A 24,110-nucleotide genomic window follows, 5' to 3' on the forward strand; every position below is an offset into this window, starting at 1 on the left:
CGGATAAGATAGTCGCCCTAAACAGCTGGGTCAGATCGGGATATCGATCTGACCCAGTTCTGTTTCACGGCCGGCGCATGCCGCCGATTTGCGGCCGGTACATGACCGGGCGGGGACCGCCATAGCCGCCTCGCCAGCCGGGGCCGGCGCCACGCCATGCCGGAGGCGGAGCGCCGCGCCATCCCGGGCGCGGGCCGCCGCGCCAATAGGCCGGCCGGCCTCGCCAGCCGGGACCGCCGCGCCAATAGGCGGGACGTCCACCCCAATAGGCGGGACGGCCGCCCCAGTAGCGTCCTGGGCCCCAATAGCGATAGCGGGGACCGCCCCAGTAATAGGGGCCGCCCCAATAGCCGGGACCCCAGGCGGAGCCGACGCCCACGCCGAGCGCAAAGGCCCCGACACCCAGCGCCGGGTCGTAATAGCCGTCATAATATCCCGGACTGACCGCCACGCGGGACCCGCCGAAGGAAAGATAGCTGGCGCTGACATAGCCCCCGCCGATCTGGCACCAATTGTTGCCGGTGCAGCCGGCGACATTGACGCGCGCGCCAGCCGGCAGCGTGGCGACGACGCGATAGCCGGTGCCCGGCCCGCTGCGCACGTTGAGATCGTTGGTGACGGTGGCGGACCGCGCTTCGGCGGTCGCGATGCCGGCCAGCAACAAGGCGACGGCGGTCAGCAGTGTCGTCCGCATACGCATGGAATCCTCCTTCGCCGGCGGAACCCGCGTTTCCGCCCTCGCCGGCCCGGCCGGCCACGTAGCTGCCCGCGACAACGCCGGCGCACGCCGGTGGTTTCCATCGGCGCGCGTCACGAAACCGCGACCGCCGGCAGATGATGCCTCGGGAAGATCGCCCAGGCTAGGAGCGTGCGGGCAAGGGATAGGCCGGGTGCGGGCGCCAATAGCTGGGCCTTCCGCCCCAGTAGCTGGGCCGTTCGCCCCAATAGCCCAGCACTGGGGTCCGTTCGGTGGCCGGCGGCCGGCCGGCACCTTGCCGGCCGCGCAGGGCCGGCGCGCGTCCCACCAGCCGGGCGCTCACATAGCCATATTGCGTTCGGCACCAGCCATCGGCGCAGGATTCGACGGTGACTGGAAAGCCTGCCGGCAAGGTGCCCAGCCGCTCATATCCCGCGCCGGGCCCGGCGCGGACATTGGCATTGGCCGTGGTCGTCGCGTTGCTCGCCGCAGCCGGGGCGCCGGATGCATAGGCGCGACTGGCAGAGGGAAGCGCGGCGCCCGCGATCGGTGCAGTTTCCGGGATAAGGGAGGGCTGCGTCGTCGGATCGGGAAGGCGGGGCTGCGCTTCCGGTGGCAGCACCAGCCGGGCCTGGCCGCGCGACAGCACATAAAGGCTGACATAGCCGCCATCGACCCGGCACCAGGCGTTGGCGCAATTCTGTACCGACACAGAGGTGGCGTCCGGCAGGGTCTTCACGATCTCGAACTCGGTTCCCGGCCCGGAGCGCACATTGGCGCTGCCAATGGTGGTGCGGGTGCCGCTCATGGTTTCCGTCTGGCCCGGATGCATATTCCGTATCGCGCCGTCCGCCGGGGCGAGAACGGACGAGGAGGCCGCGGGCGAAGGGAGGCCGGAAGGGCTCCCGGCCGGGGCGATCCGTGCCGCGTTCACATAGCCATATTGCGTCCGGCACCAGCCGCCGGAACATGGGCCCGTCTCGACCGGGGTTCCGGCCGGCACCCGGCCGATGACATCATAACGCGGCCCCGGTCCGGCGCGCAGTTCGGCGGTCGTGACGATGGTACCCGACGCCGCGCCGGCGAGGCCGGTGCCCGCGAGCACCAGCGCGCCGCCCAGCGCCAACAACCCCGCGATCCGCATCGCCCCCCTCCTGCAACGCGTGCTCACACGACATAGCTCCACCCATGCCCCCAATTCCGCCTGGCCGCAACGGAAAGCAGGCAAGATGGTTGCCGATCGAGGCGGCGAGCGCCTTCTGAGCCGAGCAGCAAACGAAAAGGCCGGCAGGCTCCCCGAGGGAAGCGCTTGCCGGCCCGATCGATATAGGCGAGCCGCGATCAGCCGCCGGCCTTGATCGCCTCAAGCGACTCGGCGAGCAGATCCTCCATGGTCCGGCGGATCCGGTGCTCGGAGATGTCGAGCCCCTTGGCCTCGAAATCCGCCTTCAGCTTGGCATAGACGTCCTCGTCGCCGGCCTCGCCCAGATCCGCCTCGATCAGCGACTGGGCATAGGTGGTCGCCTCCTCGGCGGAAAGACCGAGCTTCTGAGCGGCCCAGAGACCAAGCGCACGGTTGCGACGGGCGTGCGCCTTGAACTTCAGCGACTCCTCATGGGCAAATTTCGCCTCGAACCCATCTTCGCGCTTGTCGAAAGTGCTCATCGTGTTCCTTGCCCTGTTATATGCGCGGCCTGCGCGATGCGGCTCGCGGGCTTGATTATAGCGCGGCCGCTCCCAAATCAACGATACCCGGGCGCTGGAAGACCCCTTACGTCAATCTGCCGCTCCCCGCTCCCGGGAGGCCGTGAAATGGCGCGTTCGGGCTGGCCGCCTGTGCATTGCGTTGTATCACGGTCGCTGATCGGCTAGTGTCCGGGCGCGGGAGCTTGTGCAGCGCGATACGAATCGGCATTGCCCGGCGCAGAGCGAGCACAGTCAGCCCCCAGCCGTGGACCAGCAAGAACCGGAGCCCCGGCACCGATGGATTTCCTCAATCGACGGTACCCCCCCATGAGCCGCCGCCGCCGCATTTACGAAGGTAAGGCGAAGGTCCTTTACGAAGGTCCCGAGCCCGGCACCCTGATTCAGCACTTCAAGGATGACGCCACTGCTTTCAACAACAAGAAGCACGACGTCATCGATGGCAAGGGCGTCCTCAACAACCGCATCTCGGAATATGTATTCCTGAAGCTGAACGAGATCGGCGTCCCGACCCATTTCATCAAGCGGCTGAACATGCGCGAGCAGCTCATCCGCGAGGTCGAGATCATTCCGCTCGAGGTGGTGGTACGCAATGTCGCCGCCGGCTCCCTGGCGACTCGTCTCGGCATCGAGGAAGGCACGCAGCTGCCGCGCTCGATCATCGAGTTCTACTACAAGAACGACCAGCTCAACGACCCGATGGTGTCGGAAGAGCACATCACGGCGTTCGGCTGGGCCACCACCCAGGAGATCGACGACATCATCGCACTGGCGATCCGGGTCAACGACTTCCTCTCCGGCCTGTTCCTCGGCGTCGGCATCCGTCTTGTCGATTTCAAGATGGAATGCGGCCGCCTGTGGGAAAACGACATGATGCGGATCGTCGTCGCTGACGAGATCAGCCCGGATTCCTGCCGGCTGTGGGACATCAAGTCGAACGACAAGCTCGACAAGGACCGCTTCCGCCGCGACATGGGTGGCCTCGTCGAGGCCTATTCGGAAGTCGCCCGCCGCCTCGGCATCATCTCCGAGGGCGAGCGCGCCCAGCCGGCCGGCCCGGTGCTGGTGAAGTCCGAGCCCGAGAAATGAGCCCGTGCCGGCGCGGCTGCACGTCGCGCCGGGCAGCCATGTTGCGCTGGGGCATTGAGCCGCGCGCATTCCGATGATAGGCGGGGGCTGAAACGCCCCCGTTTCCGTTTCCGCCGGTTTCCCAGCATCGTCCCCGGCGACGATCGATCTGAAGAGTGGTTCCATGAAGGCGCGCGTCCTCGTCACCCTCAAATCCGCTGTGCTCGACCCGCAGGGCAAGGCCATCGAGGGCGCGTTGCGTTCTCTGGGCGTGCCCGGCGTCGCCAGCGTCCGCCAGGGCAAGGTGTTCGACGTCGAGCTCGACGGCGGCGACAAGGCGAAGGCCGAGGCCACGCTGAAGGAAGCCTGCGAGAAGCTGCTCGCCAATACGGTGATCGAAACCTACCGCATCGAATTCGTCGGGTGAGGTCGCGCCGATGAAAGCCGCCGTTCTCCTTTTTCCCGGCTCGAACCGCGAGGGCGACGTCGCGCGCGCGCTCAAGCACGTCACCGGCATCGAGCCCACCGTGGTCTGGCACGCCGAGACCGAACTGCCCGCCGGCACCGACCTCGTGGTGTTGCCCGGCGGCTTTTCCTATGGCGACTATCTACGCTGCGGCGCCATCGCCGCCCGCGCCGCCATCATGGATGCGGTACGCGCCCATGCCGCGCGCGGCGGCCTGGTGCTGGGCATTTGCAACGGCTTCCAGATCCTGTGCGAGAGCGGTTTGCTGCCCGGCGTGCTGGTGCGCAATGCGCGCCTGCGCTTCATCTGCCGCGAGGCGCTGCTCAAGGTCGAACGCAACGACACGCCCTTCACCCGCCGCTACGGCAAGGGCGCCATCGTCCGTTTCCCGGTCGCCCATGGCGAAGGCAACTACACGGCCGACGCCGAAACGCTGGCCCGCCTCGAAGGCGAGGGGCGCGTGGCGTTCCGCTATGTGATGGCCGATGGCCGGCGCGACGACACCCAGGTGCTCAACGGCGCCGCCAATTCCATCGCCGGCATCGTCTCCGAGAAGCTCAACGTGCTCGGGCTGATGCCGCATCCCGAAAATCATGTCGATCCGCTGATCGGCTCCACCGACGGGCGTGCCCTGTTCGAGAGCATCGAGGGGATGCTGGAGAAGGCGTGAGCGCCATCCCTCCCCTCGCCGCCCGACGATGCCCGCCAGCGAAACAGAATGTGACGGCCCGCGCATGACTGTCCTCGATACGCCTGCCAAAGAACCGAAGATCACTCCCGAGCTGGTCGCCGAACACGGCCTGAAGCCCGACGAGTATGAGCGCATCCTGAAGCTGATCGGCCGCGAGCCGAGCTTCACCGAGCTCGGCATCTTCTCGGCGATGTGGAACGAGCACTGTTCCTACAAGTCGTCGCGGCTGCACCTGCGCGGCCTGCCGACCAAGGCGCCCTGGGTGATCCAGGGACCGGGCGAGAATGCCGGCGTCATCGACATCGGCGACGGCCTCGCCGCGGTGTTCAAGATGGAGAGCCACAATCACCCGTCCTATATCGAGCCCTATCAGGGCGCGGCGACGGGTGTCGGCGGCATTCTGCGCGACGTGTTCACCATGGGCGCCCGTCCGATCGCGGCGCTGAACGCGCTGCGCTTCGGCGACCCCGCGCATCCGCGCACCAAGCATCTGGTGGCCGGCGTCGTGGCCGGCATCGGCGGCTATGGCAACTCCTTCGGCGTGCCCACCGTGGGCGGCCTCGTCGGCTTCCACACCCGCTATGACGGCAACTGCCTCGTCAACGCCATGGCGGTCGGCCTCGCCGAGGCTGACAAGATCTTCTACGCCAAGGCGACCGGCGTCGGCCTGCCGGTGGTCTATCTCGGCTCCAAGACCGGCCGCGACGGTATCCACGGCGCCAGCATGGCCTCGGCCGAGTTCGGCGAGGGCGCGGAGGAAAAGCGCCCGACGGTGCAGGTCGGCGACCCCTTCGCCGAGAAGCTGCTGCTCGAGGCCTGCCTGGAGATCATGGAAGCCGGCTGCGTCGTCGCCATCCAGGACATGGGCGCCGCCGGCCTCACCTGCTCGGCCGTGGAAATGGGTGCCAAGGGCGATCTCGGCATCGAGCTCGACCTCGACAAGCTGCCCTGCCGCGAGACGGGCATGAGCGCCTATGAGATGATGCTTTCCGAAAGCCAGGAGCGCATGCTCATGGTGATCGCCCCGGGCAAGGAAGCCGAGGCCGAGGCGATCTTCAGGAAGTGGGGGCTCGACTTCGCCATCGTCGGACGCACGACCGACGACCTGCGCTTCGTCGTCAAGCACAAGGGCGAGGTGAAGGCCGACCTGCCGATCAAGGAACTGGGCGACGAGGCGCCGCTCTATGACCGCCCTTGGGTAGAGACGCCCAAGCAGCAGCGCATCGACCCGGCCTCGCTGGAAATTACCGCCACCATTCCCGGCGCGCTGGAACGCCTCATCGGCTCGCCGGACTTCGCCTCCAAGCGCTGGATCTGGGAGCAGTACGACCATCTGATCCTCAACAACACCGTGCAGCGCCCCGGCGGCGACGCGGCGGTTGTCCGGGTGCAGGACGGCCCGAAGGGCCTCGCCATGGCCTGTGACGTCACCCCGCGCTATTGCGAGGCCGACCCGTTCGAGGGCGGCAAGCAGGCGGTGGCCGAGGTGTGGCGCAACATCACCGCCGTCGGCGCCACGCCGCTGGCGCTGACCGACAACCTGAATTTCGGCAACCCCGAGAAGCCGGAGATCATGGGCCAGTTGGTCGGTTGCCTGCGTGGCATCGGCGCCGCCGCTTCGGCGCTCGACTTCCCGGTCGTGTCCGGCAATGTCAGCCTCTACAACGAAACCAATGGCCGCGGCATCCTGCCGACCCCGACCATTGGCGGTGTCGGCGTCCTCGCCGACATAGAGAAGATGGCGACACTCGCCTTTAAGGAAACCGGCGAAGTCATTCTGGTTATTGGTGAAACAACCGGATGGCTTGGCCAATCCACCTTCCTGTCGGAGATCCTCGACCGTGAGGAAGGCGCGCCTCCGCCGGTCGACCTCGCCGTCGAGCGCAAGCATGGCGACTTCGTGCGCGAACTGATCGCCGAAGGCCTCGTCACCGCGGTGCACGACGTCTCCGACGGCGGGCTGCTGGTGGCCCTGGCGGAGATGGCGATGGCCTCGGGTATCGGCGCCTCGCTGCTGGCTCCGCCGGCCGAAGTGGAGCCGCATGCCTTCTGGTTCGGCGAGGACCAGGCCCGCTATATCGTCACGGTTTCCGGCGGCGAGAAGGCGACGGTGATCAAGCGCGCCGAATCCGCCGGCGTGCCGGTCGCCAAGCTCGGCGCCACCGGCGGTGACAAACTGACCATTCCCGGCGAGCGCCCCATCGTCATCGATGCGCTGCGCGAGCGTTCCGAATCCTGGCTGCCCATCTATATGGGCGCGGGCATGATGTGAGGGAGCCGACCATGGCTATGGAAGCATCCGAGATCGAGAAGCTGATCCGGCAGGGATTGCCGGATGCGCAGGTCACCATGCGCGATCTTGCCGGCGACAATAATCACTGGCACGCCACCGTGGTGAGCGAGAGCTTTCGCGGCAAGTCGCGCGTGCAGCAGCATCAGATGGTCTATGCCGCCATTGGTGCCCCGATGGGCGGGGTGCTGCACGCCCTCGCCCTGCAGACGGAAGTGCCGAAGGGCTGACGGCCCTCTTATAATCCAGGCCGATCGCGAGGCCCGGCGGCGACAGCCTGCCGGGCTTCATCTATATGTAGGGGCGAAGGGTTGAATGGCGCGTCGCGCGTCATCACTTATCATCGCACAGACACACGGGCTTCCGTAGCCCAAGACGGGTGAGCGCCATATGAGCATCCAGGATTTCATCGACAATCAGGTGAAGAGCAACGACGTCGTCGTCTTCATGAAGGGTACGCCGCAGTTCCCGATGTGCGGCTTCTCCGGCCAGGTGGCGCAGATCCTCAATCACCTCGGCGTCGACTACAAGGGCATCAACGTCCTCGATTCCGACGAGATCCGCCAGGGCATCAAGGACTACACCAACTGGCCGACCGTCCCGCAGATCTTCGTGAAGGGCGAGTTCATCGGCGGCTGCGACATCGTGCGCGAGATGTTCCAGGCCGGCGAGCTCCAGACCCTGCTTGAGGAGAAGGGCGTGCCGGTGATGGGTCGCGCCTCGGCCTGAAGACGAACGAGAGGTCGCTCCGGCATCAGGCCGCTTGCGTCCACGACCAGAGAGTGCGGTAATTCCCTCCGGGCCAAGCTCGGGGGGATGCTATGGCACGTATCTACTATGCGACCAACCGGCGCCTCGTGGCCGGTGCCCGTGTTCCATTCGGCAATCGCTACAATGAGGAAGGGCCGGCCTTCTACCGGGTCGGCTATGCCGAGGTAGACCGGAGCCCCGCGGGCGTGGGGCCGGACGACGCCTTCGTCCTGCGCTCGGTGATGGTGGCCGAAGAACATCCGGCGCCACCGGGCGCACTTCCCTCGGCGGAGATAATCGGCTCGACCGGCGTCTTCGAAGCGATGACGCAGGCGGTGCGTGGCGAATCCCGCGAGGTGATCGCCTATATTCACGGCTTCAATTCCAGCTTCGAGACCTGCATGCTGCGCGCGGCGCAGATCGAGGCCAATTGGCGCATCGGCGGCAAGGCACCGCTGGTGTTCGCCTTCTCCTGGCCCGCCGACGATGGCGACGGGTTAGGTCTCGGCGAAAGCGCCGGCACCGAATCCAAATGGAAATATTTCGGCGACCGCGACGATGCGGAGGCCTCGGGCAAGGCCATCGGCCGCAGCCTGCGCCGGCTGATCGACTTTCTGCTGGAGCTGCGCAAGGAAGACCGAGCCGCGGGGCGCGAGCCCTGCGGGCAGAAGCTGCATCTCGTCGCCCACAGCATGGGCAACTGGGCGCTGCGCCACGCGCTGATCGCCCTGCGGGGGTTCAACAGCGGTGCCCGGCTGCCGAAGATCTTCACCAACGCCTTCCTGATGGCGGCGGACGAGGATGCCGATGCGCTGGAGCACAACAACAAGCTGGGCCTGTTGCCGCAGCTGGCCGAGGCGATCCACGTCTATCATGCGCGCCGCGACCTCGCGCTGATCATCAGCGATACCACCAAGCTCAATCCCGATCGGCTCGGCGCCTGGGGGCCGCGCACCTTCGACGGGCTCGATTCGGCGATATACGGCATCGACTGCGCCGATGTGTGCGGAACCGAGCTCGGCCACGGCAACCATCAATATTACCGCATCCGCCCGGAGGTGATCGCCGATGTGCGGCAGGTGATGGCCGGCAAGGGGCCGGATCAGGTCACCGGCCGCGTGCCCGTGCGGGCCGGACGGCAGTATCGCATCAAGCCCGGCCGCGGAGCGGCGACCATCGAGGTGTGAGGTGCGGGATGGAAGCTTCTTACCTTCCCTCTCCCCGACGGTAAGAGGGAGAAAACAAAAAAGCCGCCCGGAAGGGCGGCTTTCTCGTCTGGGAATGAACCCAACTCAGCGCGAATAATATTCGACGACGAGGTTCGGCTCCATCACCACCGGATAGGGCACCTCGTTGAGCTCGGGCACGCGGGCGAACTTCGCGGTCAGCTTGTGGCCATCGACCTCGAGGTAGTCCGGCACGTCGCGCTCGCCGGAAGCGGCGGCTTCCAGAACCAGCGCCATCTGCTTGGAGGCGTCCTTCACCTCGATCACATCGCCGACCTTCACCTGGTAGGACGGGATGTTCACGCGGCGGCCGTTCACCTTCACGTGGCCGTGGCTCACGAACTGGCGGGCGGCGAACACGGTGGGAACGAACTTGGCGCGATAGACGACGGCGTCGAGGCGGCGCTCGAGCAGGCCGATCAGGTTGGCGCCGGTGTCGCCCTTCAGGCGCGCGGCTTCCACATAGATCGCGTAGAACTGCTTCTCGCCGATCGAGGCGTAGTAGCCCTTCAGCTTCTGCTTGGCGCGCAGCTGCACGCCGAAGTCGGAAAGCTTGCCCTTGCGGCGCTGGCCGTGCTGGCCGGGGCCGTATTCACGCTTGTTGACGGGGCTCTTCGGGCGACCCCAGATATTCTCGCCCATACGGCGGTCAAGCTTGTGCTTGGCCGAGACGCGCTTGCTCATGCGCTGGTCCTCTTCGCAAGGTTGCGGTTTGGATCGCGCCCCCTCCTTTGTCCCGCAGGAAGTTCCCTCAGGACCGACAGGCTCCGGCCGAACGCGCCGGATGGAGCCACGGGTGCGTGAAACAGCTCACGGGGCCGTTGCCAGCCCCGCGAGTGGTCGCGTGCATAAGCGGAAAGCGGCTGCAGGTCAAGCTTCCGCCGCCTGATCGCTAGCGGCCTTTCCTCAGCGCCGCCAGCACATCGAGCCCGGCATAGCCATCCGGCTCCATGCCGGCGCGGCGCTGGAAATTGGCGACCGCCCGCATGGTGAGGTTGCCTACCCGCCCGTCGACGCCGCCGGTATCGAAACCCGCGGCGGTAAGGCGCTTCTGCACTTCCTGGATCTCGGCCAGCGTCAGCGCCCGTTCCCCGCCCGGGAATGGGGTGACGAAATCCCCGCCTCCCAGCACCCGGTCGCCGAGATGGCAGACGGCCAGCGCATAATTCATCGACGGATTGTAGGAACGGACCGCGTAGAAGTTCTGCGTCAGCAGGAAGCTGGGTCCTTCGATGCCGACCGGCGCCCAGAGCCGCGTGCGCGCCGCCGGATGCGGGAAGCGCCCGCCGCCGGCCGGCGCGAGGCCGAGCTTGCTCCAGTCCGCCACCGTGCGGATCGACTTCGCATCGGCATAGCGAGCGGCGCCCGGCGGCACTGTCACCTCATAGCCCCAGGGAAGCCCGGCCTGATACTTGCCGCGCTTGATGAGGTAGCGGGAGCTGCCGGCCAGCGCATCACCGATTTCATAGGGCGAGACGCGGCCATCTCCATCGTAATCGATGCCGAGATTGAGCCACACCTCCGGCATCCATTGGGTGTGGCCCATGGCGCCGGCCCAGGAGCCGAGCATCATGTCGGGCGTGCCCCAGCCGCGCTGGACGACGGCAAGGCCATTGATGAATTCGGTTTCCCAATAGCGGCGGCGGCGCGGCTCGCCCCAGGCCAGCGCCGCGAGCGAAGGGAAGACCGGCTTCATATGGTCTTCGTCGGTGACGAGCTCGCCAAAGGCGCTCTCCATCCCCCACAGGCCGAGCAGCACGTCGGGTTCGACGCCGAAATCCTTGTTGAGGCGCTTCAGCAGCGCCGCGTTCTTCTTCGCAGCCGCCTGCCCGGTCATCAGCCGCCAATCGGAAATGCGGCGGTTGAGATATTGCCACAGCTCCTCGCGGAACTCCGGCTGCGCGCGATCCTTGGCGTAGACGCTGGTATCCGGCTTGAGGCCGCGCGTCACCCGGTCATAGACCTCGTCCGAAATGCCGCGCGCCCGCGCCTTGGCCCGGAAGTCGCGGAGCCAGGCCTCGAACGACTGGCTGGCGGATTGCGCCTGAACGGCCGGGCCGGCCAGCAGCGATGCGCCGGCAAGAGCCAGCGCCGCACGGCGGGACAGGACGATAGCGTCGAAACCTTTCATGCCCTCTTTCGCTTTCTCCGGGCAATTTGCCGGATTCGGGCGATGGTAACTTTGGGGCATGGTGGCCGGTGAGGGCGCCGCGGGCAACCCTTTCCCGCCGTATCTCCGGTTCAGGCGAACGCGGCGGGCATCGGCACCAGCTCGCCGTTGCGGGCCGGCATTCCGGCGATCCGGCCAACCAGCGTCGCATCGAGCGGGTTCCCGGTAGAGAACAACCGCAACGGCGCCGGCATGCGATCGCCTACCGCCGGGCCGATCAGCGACACCGTACGGCGCGCGATGGCCGGTGCCGGGTCCACCCAGCGGACCGGCCAGGGCGCGACCTTCTCCAGCCTGTCGCGCACCAGCGGATAATGGGTGCAGGCCAGCACCACCGTGTCGGTGCGGGTGCCGCCCTCCTTCACGAAGGCGGGGGCGATCTCCTCGGCGAAGTCGGCATCCTCCACCGCGTCGCCGGCAAAGCTTGCTTCCACGAGCGGGGCCAGCCGGGCACTGCCCACCAGCGTCACCCGGCAGGCGCCGGCGAAATCGCGGATCAGTGCGCGGGTGTAGTCGCGCTTCACCGTGCCGGGCGTGGCGAGCACGCTGATCAGGCGCGTCTGCGAGCCTTCGCAGGCCGGCTTGATCGCCGGAACCGTGCCGACAAAGGGAATCGGGAAGCGCGCGCGCAGGGCCGGCAGCACCAAGGTGGAGGCCGTATTGCAGGAAATCACCACCGTATCCGGGGCCAGTCGGTTGACCAGTGCGTCCATCACCGCGACGACCCGGGCGATCAGCGTCTCCTCATCGAGGGCGCCATAGGGAAAGCCGGCATCGTCCGCCGCATAGACATAACGGGCATCCGGGCGCTGGCGCGCCAGCTCGCGCAGCACCGACAGGCCACCGAGGCCGGAATCGAAAAGCAGGATGGTGGGCACGCGCAGACCTGGAGCGGCCATGGGGGCGGGAGGAAGAGGCGACACCAATGACAGTCCGATGGAAGATCCGCAGGCGGAAACAGCTGACGACGCGCCGGAATGAGAGGAAATCTCAACGCCCATCTTGTTGCCCTCCAACCGGGCGGCATTGTGGCGCATCAAAGTGAAGACTTGGTTTCCAGCCGTCCCCCCTCACATCCCGGCGCGCTAGCGGGGGACAGGCCGGTGGCGGCCACCGATATGATCCGGGCAGAGCGCTCTATTACCCCCATCCCCTGATAGTCGACAGAGGTAAGATGCGATCAGCCCGAAACCGGGAACTCAGCCGATGATGAATCGTTAGTCAACGGACATCGCCTTCATGCGCGGTGCTTGCTCATCCGATGTTTCATCATCTTGATACCGGAGGAACGACCATGGGATTCTTCTCAAAGGACATCAAGACCATGGACGATCTCTTCGTCCATACCCTTCGCGACATCTATTACGCGGAGAACAGGATCCTGAAGGCCCTGCCTTCGATGATCGACAAGACGACCGATCCGCAGCTGAAGGCTGGTTTCGAAAACCATCTGAAGGAAACCGAAGGGCATGTGAAACGCCTGCTCGAGGTCTTTCAGCTGCATGGTGTCGAGGCCAAACCGGTCACCTGCCCGGCCATCGACGGCATCATCGACGAGGCGGAAGAGGTCAGCGGCGAGGTCGAGGACAAGGAAGTGCTCGATGCCGCACTGGCGGCGGCGGCGCAGGCGGTCGAACATTACGAGATCACCCGCTATGGGACGCTGATCGCCTGGGCCAATCAGCTGGGCCGCACCGATTGCGCCCGCGTTCTCCAGCGCACGCTGGAGGAGGAGAAGAAGGCCGATGCCCTTCTTTCGAAAGTGGCGATGTCCAAGCTGAACATGCGGGCCGTCAGCTAGGCGACCCGGGGCTTCGGGACGGATGGCTGCTCGCGGTCATCCGTCCCGGCATGATCGGACATTCAAGCGCTAGGAGCCTGCCATGACGCGCGATCCGCGACGTCTCGACCAGAACCCGGTCGTCATCGACCCCGCCGATGTGGACGCCGTGCTCGACGACCGCCCTACCCCGCCCGGCGATCCGCTCAAGCCCGCGATGAAGGAAGTGTCCCATCCGCTCCCGCTGCGCGAAAGCCGAGAGAGCAAGGCGGCACGAAAGCCGTCGGCGGACCATCGCCCGACGAATGTGCGCGCCGTCCGGGAATAGAGGCCGGCCTCGTCAGCGCAGCATGCCCCAGCGGCGCACGGTGGCGCTTTCCAATCCCCGGAACGCCACCGCCTCCACGAGAAGCCCGATCAGGATCACCGTGGCGAGACCGGCGAAAACGCGATCGGTGTAGAGCTCGTTGCGCGCCCTGAAGATGAACCAGCCGAGGCCGCCGGAGCTGGAACTCACCCCGAAGACCAGCTCGGCGGCGATCAGCGTGCGCCAGGCGAACGCCCATCCCACCCGCATGCCCGAGATCAGCGCCGGCAACGCCGAGGGAATCAGGATCTGCCTTACATAGGCGGGGCCCTTGAGCCCGTAATTGCGGCCGACGAGGCGATGGGTTTCCGGCACGCTCTCGAAGCCTTGCAGCGCCGCCAGCGCGAAGGGCCACACGACGGCGTTGATGAGCACGAAGAGAAGGCTGACCTCGCCAAGGCCGAACCACAAGAGCGCCAGCGGCAGCAGCGCGATGGCCGGCAGCGGGTTCAGCATCGCCGCCACCGTCTGCAGGGCGTCGCGCACGAAGCCGTTGGCGGCAGCGATCGAGACGATGAGGGTGGCGATGGCGATGGCGGCGACGTAGCCCTTGATGAGCACGGCCAGCGACGCCGCAGCTGCGGTCAGCAGCCCTTCGTTCAGGCTCGCCTCCCGAAACGCGGAGAAAGCCTCCAGAAAGCTCGGCAGCAGGATCGGATTATCCTGCCAGCGAGCGGCGACCTCCCACGCCACGGCCAGCACCACTAGCACGACGAGGCGCCGGAACCACAATGCGCGCGAGAGGCGCCGCAGCGCATCACGCCAGCGTCGCGGCGAGGAAGGCTGCAAGGCGTCCAGGACAGGAATATCGGTCACGATTGTCCTCCCGCCTTGCCGAACAGCGCCGCATGCACCTTGCGGGTCACCGTTTCGAACGCCGCAGTGCCGAGATCACGCATGTCGAACGCCGACACGTCGAGGGTGGTGATGGTCCGCCCCGGATGGGCGCTGAGGAGATGGAGCCGGGTCCCGATCAGCACCGCCTCATCGATGTCATGGGTGACGAAGAGCAGGGTGAGGCCGGTTTCCCGGGCGATGTCCATGAGGTCGCGCTGCATCTGCAAGCGGGTCAAGGCATCCAGCGCGGCGAAGGGCTCGTCCATCAGCAGCACGTCCGGGCTTGCCGCCAGCGCCCGCGCTATGGCGGCGCGCTGCTTCATGCCGCCCGACAATGTGTGCGGGTAGCTGTCAAGCGCCCGCTCCAGCCCCACGCGCCGCAGCGCATCGGCGGCGATCTCCCGCGCTTCCGCCTTCTTCATCCGACGTGTCGCGACCAGCGGAAAGGCGACGTTGTCGAGCACGGTCTTCCAGGGCAGAAGCTGATCAAACTCCTGAAAGACCACCAGGCGATCCGGCCCGGGCCCACGGATCGCCGAGCCGCGCAGGCTCAGCGAGCCGGCGCTCGGTTCCAGGAAGCCGGCGACGGCCTTGAGGATCGACGACTTGCCGCAACCGGAAGGGCCGAGCAGCACCAGCCGCTCGCCTTCGGCGATGGTGAAGTCGACGGCATCGACCGCCCGCACGGTTCCACGCTCGGTGACATAGTCGAGCGTCAAGCCGCGCGCCTCGAACAACGGAATGGCGGCCTGCCCGCTCCGCGCCACCTCGCTCACCGGCGCGAGCATCCGTCAGCTCCCGGCCTGGTCATGCAGCTCGGGGAAGGTATAGGCCTTCCAGCCGTCGGGCCGGGTCTTGATGGCACCGGTCCGATAGAGGAAATCGGCGAACACCTCGCTCTTCTGCGGGACCAGGGTGAACTGCACCTCCGGGTTGTCGATGATCTGCTTGACGAAGGCCGGATCGAGCTTCGACTTCTCGACCTTCACATAGGTGTCGGCAGCCAGCCGGTGATCCTTCGCGGCGATCTCGGTGGCTTCCCTGAAGGCGCGGAAGAAGGCCTCGTAGGTCTTCGGGTTGGCGTCGCGCCACTTCACCGTCGTGTAGGCGACGGTGGGGGTGAACGGGCCGCCCAGCACGTCGTAGGACGACCAGACCTTGTGCACCTTGGGGTCCTTCAGCGCCTGCTCCTGGAAGGGCGAGTTGGAGAGGTGCCCGGTGATCTCGGTGGAGCCGGAGATCAACGCCGCCGTGGCATCGGGATGCGGCAGCGTGACCTGGATGGAATCGAGCTTGCCCTGATTGCCGGCGCCGAACTCCTTCTCGGCGGCGATCTGCAGCGTGCGCGCCTGGACCGACACCCCGGCCGCCGGGGTGGCGATGCGATCATTGGGCCCGAAATCCTTCAGGCTCTTGATGTCCGGCTTGTTGGTCAGCAGATAGTTCGGCGTCGCGCCAAAGGCGCCGATGATCTTCACCGCTCCCTTGGTGCGGTCCCAGACGGTGAAGAACGGGCCGATGCCTGCCGAGGCGACGTCGACGGAACCGGAGAGCAGCGCATCGTTCACCGCATTGCCGCCGGACAGCTTCAGCCATTCGACCTTGATGTCGATGCCCAGCTCCTTGCCGTGCTTCTCGATCAGGTTCTGATCGCGCAGGATATGGAACGGGATGTAGAGGGTACCGAACTGCTCGGAGATGCGGATGAGGCCTTCGGCGGAGGCCGAACCCACGGCGGCGCTCACCATGGCAAGGGAGAGGGCCGCAGCCCGGAACAAGCGTTTCATCGAAAAATTCCTTTGGTCGCAGGCCGGCTCTCCGCGTGGATCGTCGTCCCGCGGTGGCGCAGATGGATGGCAGATGGCTTCGGGACGGTTCGTCAGCGCCCGGCGCTACATCGTTCCCTCGACCGTATGACGTCGCGGCTCACGAGCGGCCCCCACCCTGGCGGGCAGAGCCGGGAGGCACTGCGCGGGCACGCGCGCGGCCGATGCCGACAACGCGCGGCTTCCCGCTCATGACTGCGCCGTCCGAAGGGCCGGGCGGACGTCGTTGGCGATGGTCTCGCCGAACGGCCCGGTATTGACCGTGGCGGCGGCGCGCTGGATGTCGTGATTGAGCGTCAGCCTCGGCAGCACCAGCTCGGCGACGCGGTAGGCCTCTTCGAGATGCGGGTAGCCGGAGAAGATGAAGCTCTCGATGCCGAGCTCGGCATATTCCTCGATCCGCTCCGCGACCGTCGCCCCGTCGCCCACCAGAGCGGTCCCCGCCCCGCCCCGCACCAGGCCGACGCCGGCCCACAGGTTCGGGCTGACCTCCAGCTTGTCGCGACGCCCGCCATGCAGGGCGCTCATGCGCGCCTGCCCGACGGAATCCAGCCGCGCGAACACGCTTTGCGCCTGCGCGATGGTTGCATCGTCGAGGTGACGGATCAGGTCCTCCGCCGCCTCCCATGCCCGGGCCGTGGTTTCCCGCACGATCACATGCAGGCGGATGCCGAAACGCACCTTGCGCCCGCGCGCTTCCGCCTGCCGCCGCACTTCGGCGATCTTCGCCTTCACCGCCGCCGGCGGCTCGCCCCAGGTGAGGTAGACATCGACATGCTCGGCCGCCACCGCGCTGGCCGCCGGCGAGGAGCCGCCGAAGTAAAGCTTCGGCCCGCCCGGCTGCACCGGCGGAAACAGGACGGAAGCGTCCTCCACCTTGAGATGCTTGCCCTGATAGCTGACCTTCTCCCCGGCGAGCAGCGGGCGGTAAATGTCGAGGAATTCCTGCGTCACCTCGTAGCGGGCGTCATGGTTGAGGAAGATGCCGTCGGCGGCATTCTCCACCGGGTCGCCGCCGGTGACGATGTTGATCAGCAGCCTGCCCTCGGAGAGCCGGTCGAGCGTCGCGGTCATGCGGGCATAGAGGGTGGGCGAAGCGAGCCCGGGCCGCACCGCCACCAGATAGCGCAGGCGCCTGGTCGCCGGCGCCAGTGCCGAGGCGACGAGCCAGGAATCCTCGCAGCTCTTGCCGGTGGGGATCAGCACGCCATAGAAACCGAGACTGTCGGCCGCCTGCGCCACCTGCCGCAGATAATCGAGCGTGACCGCCCGCCCGCCGGCCGCGGTACCGAGATAGCGCCCGTCGCCATGCGTCGGCAGGAACCACAGCACATCGAGGCCGCCGGAGGTCTTCTGGGGCACGTTCGCAAGAGTCATGATCGCCGTCTCGATAGGAGGATAGGCAGGGGAAACCGGGCGCCGGAACTCAAGCCACCCGGAAGACGGTCAACATCGACATATCCGCTGCATGTCCGATCCTCGTGGCCGCGCGCTCACCGCCGCTTCGGACTAGAAAAACGTAGGATGGGCGTCAGGTCAACATATTTTCTATCGACTCTATGGGAATTAGCGGCAATCACAGATCACGCCGGTGCAACTCATGGGGTTCAATAAAAAACCCGCCGGCCATTCTGGCCGGCGGGGAATAGAGCAGGCGATATAGTCAGCGATCAGACAACCGTCACGTCGAGCGTGCCGACACCATCGACGCCGCCTTCCATCTTGTCGCCGCGCACGATGGCCCCGACGCCCGCCGGCGTGCCGGACATGATGATGTCGCCCGGGCGCAGCTCGAACAGGCCGGAGAGGTAGGAGATCATCTCCGGCACCTTCCAGATCATCTGGTTGAGGTCGCCGTTCTGGCGCAGTTCACCGTTCACCTTCAGCCAGACCTTGCCATCGGTGGGGTGGCCGATCTGCGACGCCGGCACCAGCGCCGAGCAGGGCGCGGAGGCCTCGAAGGCCTTGCCGACTTCCCACGGCCGGCCGAGCTTCTTGGCTTCGCCCTGGAGATCGCGGCGGGTCATGTCGAGGCCGATGCCATAGCCCCACACATGCTCCATCGCGCTCTCGACCGGGATATTCACCCCGCCCTTGCCGATGGCGACCAGCATTTCGAGCTCGTAATGCACGTCCTTGGACTTGTCGGGATAGGGGAAGGTGCCGCCGGTGATGACGTTGTCGGGGTTCTTCTGGAAGAAGAACGGCGGCTCCTTATTCGGGTCGTGGCCCATCTCGATCGCGTGTTCGGCATAGTTGCGCCCGACGCAATAGATGCGGTGGATCGGGAACAGCTTGTCGCTGTCGACCACCGGGAGGGTCGGAATCCCCGGCGGAACGATGACATAGGCGGTGGTGTCAAGCGGCGCGTTCATCAGCGGACTCCTGCATAATATTCGACGCGTTTTTCGATGTTTTCGATGATCGCCGACAGTCCCATCGCCGCGGCGAACAGGATGATGGTCAGCGCCCAGAAATTCTCCATGTCGAAGTTGCGCGAGTAGAGCTCGAACAATTCGCCATAGCCGATGATGGAGACGAGCAATTGCCCGATCACCACGCCCTTCACGCCGCGCACCATGCCGAGGCGGATGCCCGCCAGTATCTCAGGCAGCGCGGCGAGAAGGATGATCTTGGAATAGAGGCGCAGGCCCCCTGCCCCGTAGCTGCGGCCCATCTCCTCCAGCGAACGAGGCACCGCCTGGATACCGGCGCGGGTGTCCAATACGATGATCCATACCGCGAAGAGGAAGACGGTGACCACCACCGTGGTCTCGCCCATGCCGAACAGGATCATCAGCACCGGCACCAGTGCCGAGAGGGGGGCCGACACGAAGATGTTGACCCAGATGCCGAACAGGTTGTCGGCCACCGGGAAGCGCCCCATCAGCACGCCCAGCAGCACGCCGACGACGATGGCGAACGCCATGCCGATCAGGAAGCTGTTCAGCGTGGTCAGCGCCGCCGCCTGCCAGGTGCCGGTCTGCACCAGCGTGAAGGCGGCGGCCACGACGTGGGACAGCGGCGGAACGAGGAACGAGAGTTCCAGCTGCCCGACGATTTCCCAGACGAGGCACCACGCCAGCAGCGAGGCCATCATCGGCACGCGATAACCGAAGATCGTCATGCCCGCCTCCTAGTCCACATAGCGCTTGAGGCCCTGCCAGATCTCCTCGACCGTATCGAGATAGCCCTGGTCGCGGCGGATGGCGTCGGGGGATGCGGTGCGGTCGATCTCCGGCTCGATGATCTGCGCCACCCGGCCGGGACGGCGCGACAGGATCACGATGCGGTCCGAGCAGTAGACCGCTTCCTCGATGGAGTGGGTGACGAAGATGAACGTCTTCTTCTCCAGCTCGACGAGGCGAAGGAGATCCTCCTGGAACTTGCGGCGGTTCTGCTCGTCCACGGCCGAGAACGGCTCGTCGAGCAGCAGCACGTCGGCATTCACCGCAAAGGCCCTGGCGAGGCCGACGCGCTGGCGCATGCCGCCGGACAACTCGTGCGGATACTTGTTCTCGAAGCCCGAGAGCCCGACCTCGGCGATGTATTTGTGGGCGATCGCCTGCCGCTCGTCCTTGCCCACGCCCTTCAGCTCCAGGCCGAAGGCGACGTTGCGCATCACCGTCGCCCAGGGCATCAGGGCGAAGTCCTGGAACACGAAGGCGCGCTCCGGTCCCGGGCCAGTGACCGGCACGCCGTTCACCCTCACCTCGCCGCTGGTGGCGGGAATGAGACCGGCGATGATCTTCAGCAGGGTGGTCTTGCCGCAGCCCGAGGGGCCGAGCAGCGTCGTGAGCTTGCCGGCGGGGAAGTCGAGGTCGATGGAGCGCAGCGCCTCCATGTCCGCATACATCTTGCAGATGCCGCGCACCTCGACGGCAGCCTCCGGCGAGGGCGTGGTCGCGGCGGCGCTCGCCGCGGCGGTGATATTGCGCATGGCTCAGCCCTTCTTCTTCTCGGGACGCAGCACCCGGACCTCGAAGGCCTCCAGGGCGGACAGCGTCAGCGTCGAGACGAGAATGATGGAGACGACGGCGGCGTACATCTCGGGATAGTCGGCCACCGAACGATGATAGGTGATGAGATCGCCGATGCCGGTGGGCGTGATCAGCAGCTCGGCCAGGATGACGCCGATGAAGCCGGCGGCGAGCCCAAGTCGTAAGCCGGCAAATATGATCGGCGAGGCATCGGGAAGGATGATCTTCAAGATCCGCTGCCACCAGGTGCCCTGGAAGGAGCGGCACATGTCGACCAGCGACGGGTTGACGTGGCGGACGGCCTTGTAGCCGTTGAGGGCGATCACCGGCAGGGCAAGCATGATCACCGCCAGCGTCTTGGACACCAGGCCGATGCCGTAAACGAAGGTGATCAGCGGAATGAGCGCCGCCATCGGCGCCGCCTGCAGCACAATGAACACCGGCGCGACCAGCCATTCGGCAAAGCGCGACAGGCCCATCAGCACCCCGAGCCCGACCCCCAGCACCGCCGAGATGGCGATGCCGATGACGAGAGGCTGCAAGGTCTCCGCATAGGCGGCGACGAAGGAGCCATCGAACAGCATCGTCAGGAAGGCGCGCGCCGTCTCGAGGAAGGTGGGAAAGGCGAAGCTGATCGGGATGCGGCCGGCGATTTCCCAGACCAGGAAGAAAAGACCGATGGAGGCGGCCCGCCAGAGGGCCGTGCGGTGCTCCAGAAGCTTCCCCCAGAAGGAGGAAGCCCCGGCGCCTGGAATGGCTCGCGGGGAGCCATTCGCGTGTGCGGGTGCCGACATGCCGCCCGCCTCAGTTGGTGCCGACCTTGCCGAGCACGCGGTTCAGCGGCTCGAGCGCCCAGAACTCCTCGACCTTCAGGCTGGCCGGTTCGCCGGTCAGCTGGCCCGAGAGGGTGTAGAAGGCGAAGTCATCCTTGGCCGCCGCGGCGCCGCCACCGTTCAGCGGGAAGGCCTTGCCTTCCGCGAGCTCGGTGAAATAGGGGGTGATCTCCGCCACCTGATCGGCCGGCAGGTCCGGCAGCAGCTTGTACTTAGCCCGCCATTCGGCGACGACGGCGGGGTTCTTCGTTACCTCGCGCCAGGTGGTGAGGATCGACTCGACGATGATGTCGACGTCCTTCTGGTTCTTGTCGAGATAATCCTGGCGGGCGAACAGCGCCTCGTCGGTGGCATTCACGCCGTCCATCGGCAGGATGACGAATTTGCCCGGCGCCTTTTCCTGCAGGAGGCGGCGACCGGCGGAATCGACGATAGTGGCCTTCACATTGCCCTGCAGCAGGGCGCCGGTGCGAACCTCGGAACCGGGGATGTAGCTGATCTTGGAGAACTTGATCCCCTGCTTCTGCTCCATCAGCTTCATGATGGCCTCGGTGCCCGAGCCGCGCGAATGCACCGCGACTTCCTGGCCGTTGAGGTCCTTCCAGGTCTTGTAGAACTCGGCATTGACCGCCGGATAGAAGCGCAGGGTGGAAAGCTGGAGGAAGATGCGAACCGGCACCTTCACCTTCTGGATCAGGGCATAGGGCCCACCGACCCCGATATCCGCCTGCCCGCTGACCACCGCCTGGGCGGCGATGTCCTCGGACTTCAGATAGGTCATCTCGATATCGACGCCCTTCTGCTTGGCGAGCTCGAAAGCGGCAAGCAGATGCAGGTTCTCGACACTGGCGATGTCGCCATAGGCGACGCGGACCTTGGCCTCCGCCGCAGGCGCCGCCAGCACCGCCGCGAAACCAATGGCGAGCATTGCGCCGGATAAATGCCAGGGCCTTTTCGCGAGATTCTTGAGCATTTCCAGTCTCCCATGAATGGTGGCGGTTGGTTCCGCCCTTGATCGACCCGCAGCATCATCCGCGAGGTTGGATACCAATTTCATTTTGGTTTATATTGGACCCGATTTTGGGTCAAGTTCAAATCCGCTTGACCCCACCCGCCTGCCACGACATAGATTGAACCAATCCCACATTTGGTTGAAACGCATGGACATGCTTACCGACGCCGATCCCCACGCCGAAAAGGGCACCGTCACCCAGCTGCGGGCGTTTCTCGCCCAGAGCGACCTGTCGGAAGAAGGACGGCTGCCACCTGAGCGCGAACTGTCCGCTGCGCTCGGGGTCTCGCGCGCCGAGCTGCGCAAGGCGCTCGACGTGCTGGAAGCGGAGGGGCAGATCTGGCGGCATGTCGGCAAGGGCACCTTCATGGGCAGCCGGCCGCTCGACACCTTCGCCGACATCACCGCGCTGGCGCGGCGCTCCAATCCGGCGGAGGTCATGCGCGCGCGCATCGTCATCGAGCCCGAGATCGCCCGCGCGGCCGCCTTTACCGCCACACCGGCCGACATCGCCGAGATGCGGCTGTGCCTCGCCCGCTCGCGGCAGGCGGACAGCTGGCGGCAATATGAGGGCTGGGACACCCGCCTTCACCGTACCATCGCCGAAGCGACGCAGAACGGCCTGCTGCTCGGGCTGTTCGATACGCTCAACGCCGTGCGACGCGCCGTCACCTGGGGGCGGCTGAGGGCCCTGCCGGTGAAGCCGGCGCCGGACCATCACAGCTTCAAGGAGCACGAGTCGATCGTCGACGCCATCGAGCATCGCGACATGGCCGGCGCGGCCAATCTCATGCGCAACCATCTGCGCACGGTGGAGCGCAAGCTGCTGGACAAGCAGTTGCGGGCCTCCGAGGAGAGCTGATCGAGGCTGGCGATCCGGCAACCAATTCCGGCATGGCGCCGACATCGGTTCGTCGCCATCCGAACCAATCCGCCGCCCGATTCGCCGTTTTTCAGGCCGATGCGGTGTATGATGGGAACGACGGGCGCCGCGATTGGCCGATGGGAACGAGAATGCGACCGCGGACGGGATGCCGGGCTCGGCGACCGCTGCTAGGCTGAGGCACCGCATCGCAAACCGGGGCCCGCCGTGACCGATCCCGCCGCCGCCGTCCCTGCCCTGCTCGTCATCAATGCCGGTTCCTCCAGCATCAAGTTCAAGCTCTACCGTGTCGAGGGCGAGGACATCGCCCTGGTGCTGGGCGGGGCGCTCGACGGCATCGGCCGGCGCCCCCGCTTCAAGGTGAAGGACGCCGCCGGCGAGACCCTTGCCGACCAGTCCTTTGCCGCCGAACAAGTGGCGACGACCACCGTGGCGCAGCATCTGATAGGCGACTGGCTGCTGCCGCGCCTTCAGGACTACCGCATGATCGGCGTCGGCCACCGGGTGGTGCATGGCGGCCCGGTCTATGCCGGGCCGGTGCTGATCGACGACACGGTGCTGCAAACCCTGACCGGCTTCATTCCGCTGGCGCCGCTGCATCAATTGAGCAACCTCGACCCCATCCGCGTGCTGCGCGAGCGCCGGCCGGACTTGCCGCAGGTCGCCTGCTTCGACACCGCCTTCCATCGCGGCCACCCGGAGCTATCCGAGCGCTTCGCCCTGCCCCGCCATTTCCACGACGAAGGCGTGCGACGCTACGGGTTTCACGGCCTGTCCTATGAATATGTCGCCTCGGCGCTGCGCCATGCCGAGCCGCGGATCGCCCGCGGCCGGGTGGTGGTGGCGCATCTGGGATCGGGTGCCTCGGCCTGCGCGCTGGATGACGGGCGCAGCATCGAATCCACCATGGGCTTCACCGCCCTGGACGGCCTGCCCATGGGCACGCGCTCCGGCGCCCTCGATCCCGGCGTGGTGCTGCACCTGATCGAGCAGAAAGGGCTTTCCGCCGCCGAAGTCGGCCGGCTGCTCTACAATGAAAGCGGGCTGCTCGGGCTCTCCGGCCTCAGCAACGACATGCGGGAACTGCTCGCCAGTCCGTTGCCGGAAGCGGGCATGGCCGTGGACTTCTTCTGCCTGAAGGTGGCGCAGGCGATCGCCGCGCTGGCCACCACGCTTGGCGGAATCGATGGCCTCGTCTTCACAGCCGGCATCGGCGAGCACGCGCCGCCGGTGCGGGCGCGGATCGTCGACAGGCTCGCCTGGCTCGGCATGCACCTCGACGCGGCAGCGAATGCGGCGGACGCCGCCCATATCGAGGTCCCCGGCAGCGCCGTACCGCTGCTGGTGGTTCCCACCGACGAGGAACGCATGATCGGCCGGCACACGCTGAGGCTGCTATCCGCCGCCTCCCGATAGATCCGCAAGAACCCGTCCCGATCGCGCCGGCGGAACGACGGCCCGGATGATCCATGCTTGCCGCCCCGCGCGGCGCAGCGAAGCCCGACGCACGGGATGGGGAATTTCGGCCGG

At 66.5% G+C, this 24,110-nt stretch carries 26 protein-coding genes; 11 read left to right on the forward strand and 15 right to left on the reverse strand.

Annotation, left to right across the window (positions count from 1 at the left end):
- Positions 1-64: 64 nt before the first annotated feature.
- The 3 genes from KHC19_RS06200 to KHC19_RS06210 form a co-directional block, all read right to left on the reverse strand.
- Positions 65-700: an SH3 domain-containing protein gene (locus KHC19_RS06200; protein ID WP_213351484.1), complete on the reverse strand. Its 636-nt coding sequence runs from the start codon at positions 698-700 to the stop codon at positions 65-67.
- 160 nt (positions 701-860) lie between these two features.
- Complete coding sequence (locus KHC19_RS06205) at positions 861-1,841, reverse strand: SH3 domain-containing protein (RefSeq protein WP_213351485.1); 981 nt, start codon at positions 1,839-1,841, stop codon at positions 861-863.
- A gap of 197 nt (positions 1,842-2,038) precedes the next feature.
- Positions 2,039-2,362 (reverse strand): DUF1476 domain-containing protein, encoded by a 324-nt coding sequence (locus KHC19_RS06210; protein WP_213351486.1) that lies wholly within the window; start codon positions 2,360-2,362, stop codon positions 2,039-2,041.
- A gap of 318 nt (positions 2,363-2,680) precedes the next feature.
- Between KHC19_RS06210 and purC the strand changes: the two genes are divergently transcribed.
- The 7 genes from purC (at position 2,681) to KHC19_RS06245 (ending at position 8,853) form a co-directional block, all read left to right on the forward strand.
- Positions 2,681-3,490: a phosphoribosylaminoimidazolesuccinocarboxamide synthase gene (gene purC / locus KHC19_RS06215; protein ID WP_213351487.1), complete on the forward strand. Its 810-nt coding sequence runs from the start codon at positions 2,681-2,683 to the stop codon at positions 3,488-3,490.
- A gap of 163 nt (positions 3,491-3,653) precedes the next feature.
- The gene (gene purS / locus KHC19_RS06220) at positions 3,654-3,896 is read left to right on the forward strand and encodes a phosphoribosylformylglycinamidine synthase subunit PurS (RefSeq protein WP_213351488.1); all 243 of its coding nucleotides are present in this window, start codon (positions 3,654-3,656) and stop codon (positions 3,894-3,896) included.
- Positions 3,897-3,906: 10 nt separating this feature from the next.
- Complete coding sequence (gene purQ / locus KHC19_RS06225; RefSeq protein WP_213351489.1) at positions 3,907-4,605, forward strand: phosphoribosylformylglycinamidine synthase subunit PurQ; 699 nt, start codon at positions 3,907-3,909, stop codon at positions 4,603-4,605.
- A 64-nt stretch (positions 4,606-4,669) separates the two neighbouring features.
- Positions 4,670-6,898: a phosphoribosylformylglycinamidine synthase subunit PurL gene (gene purL, locus KHC19_RS06230; RefSeq protein WP_213351490.1), complete on the forward strand. Its 2,229-nt coding sequence runs from the start codon at positions 4,670-4,672 to the stop codon at positions 6,896-6,898.
- Between the two features lie 11 nt (positions 6,899-6,909).
- Positions 6,910-7,146 (forward strand): BolA family protein, encoded by a 237-nt coding sequence (locus tag KHC19_RS06235; protein WP_213351491.1) that lies wholly within the window; start codon positions 6,910-6,912, stop codon positions 7,144-7,146.
- A 160-nt stretch (positions 7,147-7,306) separates the two neighbouring features.
- Positions 7,307-7,645: a Grx4 family monothiol glutaredoxin gene (gene grxD, locus KHC19_RS06240; RefSeq protein ID WP_213351492.1), complete on the forward strand. Its 339-nt coding sequence runs from the start codon at positions 7,307-7,309 to the stop codon at positions 7,643-7,645.
- A 92-nt stretch (positions 7,646-7,737) separates the two neighbouring features.
- A complete protein-coding gene (locus tag KHC19_RS06245; protein WP_213351493.1) occupies positions 7,738-8,853 on the forward strand; it encodes an alpha/beta hydrolase in 1,116 nt (371 codons plus the stop codon).
- Between the two features lie 105 nt (positions 8,854-8,958).
- Here the strand turns inward: KHC19_RS06245 and rpsD are convergent, their stop codons facing one another.
- The 3 genes from rpsD to murI form a co-directional block, all read right to left on the reverse strand.
- Positions 8,959-9,576 (reverse strand): 30S ribosomal protein S4, encoded by a 618-nt coding sequence (gene rpsD / locus KHC19_RS06250; protein ID WP_213351494.1) that lies wholly within the window; start codon positions 9,574-9,576, stop codon positions 8,959-8,961.
- Positions 9,577-9,784: 208 nt separating this feature from the next.
- Positions 9,785-11,023: a lytic murein transglycosylase gene (locus tag KHC19_RS06255; protein WP_213351495.1), complete on the reverse strand. Its 1,239-nt coding sequence runs from the start codon at positions 11,021-11,023 to the stop codon at positions 9,785-9,787.
- Between the two features lie 110 nt (positions 11,024-11,133).
- A complete protein-coding gene (gene murI / locus KHC19_RS06260) occupies positions 11,134-11,961 on the reverse strand; it encodes a glutamate racemase (RefSeq protein ID WP_213351747.1) in 828 nt (275 codons plus the stop codon).
- Between the two features lie 395 nt (positions 11,962-12,356).
- On the opposite strand from murI, the gene KHC19_RS06265 reads away from it, so the two are divergent.
- On the forward strand, positions 12,357-12,863 hold the full coding sequence (locus KHC19_RS06265) for a YciE/YciF ferroxidase family protein (RefSeq protein ID WP_213351496.1): 507 nt from the start codon (positions 12,357-12,359) through the stop codon (positions 12,861-12,863).
- 82 nt (positions 12,864-12,945) lie between these two features.
- On the forward strand, positions 12,946-13,170 hold the full coding sequence (locus KHC19_RS06270) for a hypothetical protein (RefSeq protein WP_213351497.1): 225 nt from the start codon (positions 12,946-12,948) through the stop codon (positions 13,168-13,170).
- 12 nt (positions 13,171-13,182) lie between these two features.
- Here KHC19_RS06270 and KHC19_RS06275 read toward each other — a convergent pair whose 3' ends face one another.
- The 9 genes from KHC19_RS06275 to KHC19_RS06315 all read right to left on the reverse strand — a co-directional run bounded on the left by KHC19_RS06275 (position 13,183) and on the right by KHC19_RS06315 (position 21,658).
- On the reverse strand, positions 13,183-14,025 hold the full coding sequence (locus KHC19_RS06275) for an ABC transporter permease (protein ID WP_213351498.1): 843 nt from the start codon (positions 14,023-14,025) through the stop codon (positions 13,183-13,185).
- Positions 14,022-14,834 carry an ABC transporter ATP-binding protein gene (locus KHC19_RS06280; RefSeq protein ID WP_213351499.1) on the reverse strand — a complete coding sequence of 271 codons (813 nt, stop codon included), beginning with the start codon at positions 14,832-14,834 and terminating at the stop codon, positions 14,022-14,024. Before KHC19_RS06280 ends, KHC19_RS06275 begins: the two co-directional genes overlap by 4 nt.
- A 3-nt stretch (positions 14,835-14,837) precedes the next feature.
- Entirely contained in the window at positions 14,838-15,833 is a 996-nt protein-coding gene (locus KHC19_RS06285; RefSeq protein ID WP_213351500.1) for an ABC transporter substrate-binding protein, read from the reverse strand.
- Between the two features lie 228 nt (positions 15,834-16,061).
- Complete coding sequence (gene ssuD / locus KHC19_RS06290) at positions 16,062-17,249, reverse strand: FMNH2-dependent alkanesulfonate monooxygenase (RefSeq protein ID WP_213351501.1); 1,188 nt, start codon at positions 17,247-17,249, stop codon at positions 16,062-16,064.
- Positions 17,250-17,542: 293 nt separating this feature from the next.
- A complete protein-coding gene (locus tag KHC19_RS06295) occupies positions 17,543-18,247 on the reverse strand; it encodes a fumarylacetoacetate hydrolase family protein (RefSeq protein WP_213351502.1) in 705 nt (234 codons plus the stop codon).
- A complete protein-coding gene (locus KHC19_RS06300; protein ID WP_213351503.1) occupies positions 18,247-18,999 on the reverse strand; it encodes an ABC transporter permease in 753 nt (250 codons plus the stop codon). Before KHC19_RS06300 ends, KHC19_RS06295 begins: the two co-directional genes overlap by 1 nt.
- Before the next feature lie 9 nt (positions 19,000-19,008).
- Positions 19,009-19,812 carry an ABC transporter ATP-binding protein gene (locus KHC19_RS06305; protein ID WP_213351504.1) on the reverse strand — a complete coding sequence of 268 codons (804 nt, stop codon included), beginning with the start codon at positions 19,810-19,812 and terminating at the stop codon, positions 19,009-19,011.
- A gap of 3 nt (positions 19,813-19,815) precedes the next feature.
- Complete coding sequence (locus KHC19_RS06310; RefSeq protein ID WP_213351505.1) at positions 19,816-20,646, reverse strand: ABC transporter permease; 831 nt, start codon at positions 20,644-20,646, stop codon at positions 19,816-19,818.
- A gap of 10 nt (positions 20,647-20,656) precedes the next feature.
- Complete coding sequence (locus KHC19_RS06315; RefSeq protein ID WP_213351506.1) at positions 20,657-21,658, reverse strand: ABC transporter substrate-binding protein; 1,002 nt, start codon at positions 21,656-21,658, stop codon at positions 20,657-20,659.
- 187 nt (positions 21,659-21,845) lie between these two features.
- Between KHC19_RS06315 and KHC19_RS06320 the strand changes: the two genes are divergently transcribed.
- Both KHC19_RS06320 and KHC19_RS06325 read left to right on the forward strand, forming a co-directional pair.
- Positions 21,846-22,559 (forward strand): FadR/GntR family transcriptional regulator, encoded by a 714-nt coding sequence (locus KHC19_RS06320; protein ID WP_246548305.1) that lies wholly within the window; start codon positions 21,846-21,848, stop codon positions 22,557-22,559.
- Positions 22,560-22,787: 228 nt separating this feature from the next.
- Positions 22,788-23,996: an acetate/propionate family kinase gene (locus KHC19_RS06325; protein ID WP_213351507.1), complete on the forward strand. Its 1,209-nt coding sequence runs from the start codon at positions 22,788-22,790 to the stop codon at positions 23,994-23,996.
- Positions 23,997-24,110: the final 114 nt, after the last annotated feature.

The organism is Ancylobacter oerskovii (assembly GCF_018390555.1).
GTDB lineage: Bacteria > Pseudomonadota > Alphaproteobacteria > Rhizobiales > Xanthobacteraceae > Ancylobacter > Ancylobacter oerskovii.

Bases quoted from the DNA above. Each gene is read 5' to 3' on its own strand.
- KHC19_RS06200 (WP_213351484.1), bottom strand. From the start codon at position 700: ATGCGTATGCGGACGACACTGCTGACCGCCGTCGCCTTGTTGCTGGCC.
- KHC19_RS06205 (WP_213351485.1), bottom strand. From the start codon at position 1,841: ATGCGGATCGCGGGGTTGTTGGCGCTGGGCGGCGCGCTGGTGCTCGCG.
- KHC19_RS06210 (WP_213351486.1), bottom strand. From the start codon at position 2,362: ATGAGCACTTTCGACAAGCGCGAAGATGGGTTCGAGGCGAAATTTGCC.
- purC (WP_213351487.1), top strand. From the start codon at position 2,681: ATGGATTTCCTCAATCGACGGTACCCCCCCATGAGCCGCCGCCGCCGC.
- purS (WP_213351488.1), top strand. From the start codon at position 3,654: ATGAAGGCGCGCGTCCTCGTCACCCTCAAATCCGCTGTGCTCGACCCG.
- purQ (WP_213351489.1), top strand. From the start codon at position 3,907: ATGAAAGCCGCCGTTCTCCTTTTTCCCGGCTCGAACCGCGAGGGCGAC.
- purL (WP_213351490.1), top strand. From the start codon at position 4,670: ATGACTGTCCTCGATACGCCTGCCAAAGAACCGAAGATCACTCCCGAG.
- KHC19_RS06235 (WP_213351491.1), top strand. From the start codon at position 6,910: ATGGCTATGGAAGCATCCGAGATCGAGAAGCTGATCCGGCAGGGATTG.
- grxD (WP_213351492.1), top strand. From the start codon at position 7,307: ATGAGCATCCAGGATTTCATCGACAATCAGGTGAAGAGCAACGACGTC.
- KHC19_RS06245 (WP_213351493.1), top strand. From the start codon at position 7,738: ATGGCACGTATCTACTATGCGACCAACCGGCGCCTCGTGGCCGGTGCC.
- rpsD (WP_213351494.1), bottom strand. From the start codon at position 9,576: ATGAGCAAGCGCGTCTCGGCCAAGCACAAGCTTGACCGCCGTATGGGC.
- KHC19_RS06255 (WP_213351495.1), bottom strand. From the start codon at position 11,023: ATGAAAGGTTTCGACGCTATCGTCCTGTCCCGCCGTGCGGCGCTGGCT.
- murI (WP_213351747.1), bottom strand. From the start codon at position 11,961: ATGGCCGCTCCAGGTCTGCGCGTGCCCACCATCCTGCTTTTCGATTCC.
- KHC19_RS06265 (WP_213351496.1), top strand. From the start codon at position 12,357: ATGGGATTCTTCTCAAAGGACATCAAGACCATGGACGATCTCTTCGTC.
- KHC19_RS06270 (WP_213351497.1), top strand. From the start codon at position 12,946: ATGACGCGCGATCCGCGACGTCTCGACCAGAACCCGGTCGTCATCGAC.
- KHC19_RS06280 (WP_213351499.1), bottom strand. From the start codon at position 14,834: ATGCTCGCGCCGGTGAGCGAGGTGGCGCGGAGCGGGCAGGCCGCCATT.
- KHC19_RS06285 (WP_213351500.1), bottom strand. From the start codon at position 15,833: ATGAAACGCTTGTTCCGGGCTGCGGCCCTCTCCCTTGCCATGGTGAGC.
- ssuD (WP_213351501.1), bottom strand. From the start codon at position 17,249: ATGACTCTTGCGAACGTGCCCCAGAAGACCTCCGGCGGCCTCGATGTG.
- KHC19_RS06295 (WP_213351502.1), bottom strand. From the start codon at position 18,247: ATGAACGCGCCGCTTGACACCACCGCCTATGTCATCGTTCCGCCGGGG.
- KHC19_RS06300 (WP_213351503.1), bottom strand. From the start codon at position 18,999: ATGACGATCTTCGGTTATCGCGTGCCGATGATGGCCTCGCTGCTGGCG.
- KHC19_RS06305 (WP_213351504.1), bottom strand. From the start codon at position 19,812: ATGCGCAATATCACCGCCGCGGCGAGCGCCGCCGCGACCACGCCCTCG.
- KHC19_RS06310 (WP_213351505.1), bottom strand. From the start codon at position 20,646: ATGTCGGCACCCGCACACGCGAATGGCTCCCCGCGAGCCATTCCAGGC.
- KHC19_RS06315 (WP_213351506.1), bottom strand. From the start codon at position 21,658: ATGCTCAAGAATCTCGCGAAAAGGCCCTGGCATTTATCCGGCGCAATG.
- KHC19_RS06320 (WP_246548305.1), top strand. From the start codon at position 21,846: ATGGACATGCTTACCGACGCCGATCCCCACGCCGAAAAGGGCACCGTC.